The sequence below is a fragment of the Halorubrum sp. AD140 genome (assembly GCF_034497445.1).
Lineage (GTDB): Archaea > Halobacteriota > Halobacteria > Halobacteriales > Haloferacaceae > Halorubrum.
The window spans coordinates 1-1,162 of sequence record NZ_JAXRUU010000265.1; the positions used below are offsets into that span (position 1 = coordinate 1).

Genomic DNA, 1,162 nt, shown 5'->3' on the forward strand with positions numbered 1-1,162 from the left:
TCGGAGAGTTGCGCGAGAGGATCGTGTTGTTGAAACAGACCAGTTCGCCGTACGAGAAGTCGAGCAGGCGCCCGGCGAGGAACCCGACCGCGAGGTTGATCGCGTAGAACAGCACCACCGGGATCGCCATCAGCGCCAGCAGGCGCGGATTCTCGACGACGACGGTTCCCTGCGAAGCGAACATCGCCCCGATCGCGAGCGCGAGGAAGGCGATCTGTACCGGACTCAGGCGAGGGAGGAACCGCTCGCGGAACCACGCCTCGCCCTTCCTCCGGGTGAGCGCCCACCGGGCGACGGCGCCGAGGACGAGGGGGACGACCAACACGAGGAGGACGCTCTCGGCCAGCAGCGCGAGCGGGAGATCGACGAGCGTCCCCGCGAACGCGTAGAGGTACACCGGCAGCAACACCAGCTGGAGAACGAGGTTGTACGGCAGAAGCGAGGTCGCAAGCGGCACGTCGCCGTCGGCGACGTCGGTGAACACGAGGTACCAGTCGGTACACGGCGTCACCAGCAGCATGATGAGTCCGACCCAGAGCGCGGGCTGGTCGCGGAGGAAGAGCGCACCGAGCCCCACCGCGAGCAGCGGGCTCCAGACGAAGTTGACCAGGAGGCTCGACCCGACGACGCGGCGGTTACCGAACGCCTCTCGCAGCCGCGAGAGCGGGATCCCGACGAACGCGGCAAACAGCATCACCATCAGGAACGGGACGATGAGCCGGTCGGCGACGGGGGGGACGCCGTCGACCTGACCGGCGGCGAGGCCGAGCACGACGGCGGCGAGGACGAGCGCCGACTGGTGCTTTTCGACGGGGTTCATCGACTCGTCTCGGTACTTGGCCGGGGGCGTGCTAAGGCTGTGGATCGGCGTCAGAGAAGGGGGAAAACGACGGCGGTCCCGTCCCTTCGTGACGATCCGCCGGGCGGGCGGGGCGGCGTCAGCGGGATCGTCGCCGGCGGGGACCGGCGACGGTCGGCCGCGACCGGATAGACCGGCCGCAGCCGGCGGCCGATAGCGGACAGGCGGAGCGGAGGGCGGAGAGGGCGCCCCGACCGTCCGGCGGGCGTCACGCATCTGAATCGAGGTGCGGGGGATGATTCTACGTTAGCTGTCGATAGTACGGACGGACCGAACAAAACGTCTGAATCGGACGGGTCGCGT

Annotated in this window: 1 protein-coding gene; it reads right to left on the reverse strand. The window is 68.7% G+C overall.

Annotated elements, in window-relative coordinates; all coding sequences use genetic code 11:
* Nucleotides 1-820, reverse strand: an 820-nt coding sequence (locus U4E84_RS18065) for an arsenic resistance protein (RefSeq protein ID WP_322533451.1), incomplete at its 3' end; no start/stop codon positions are given.
* Nucleotides 821-1,162 lie beyond the last annotated feature (342 nt).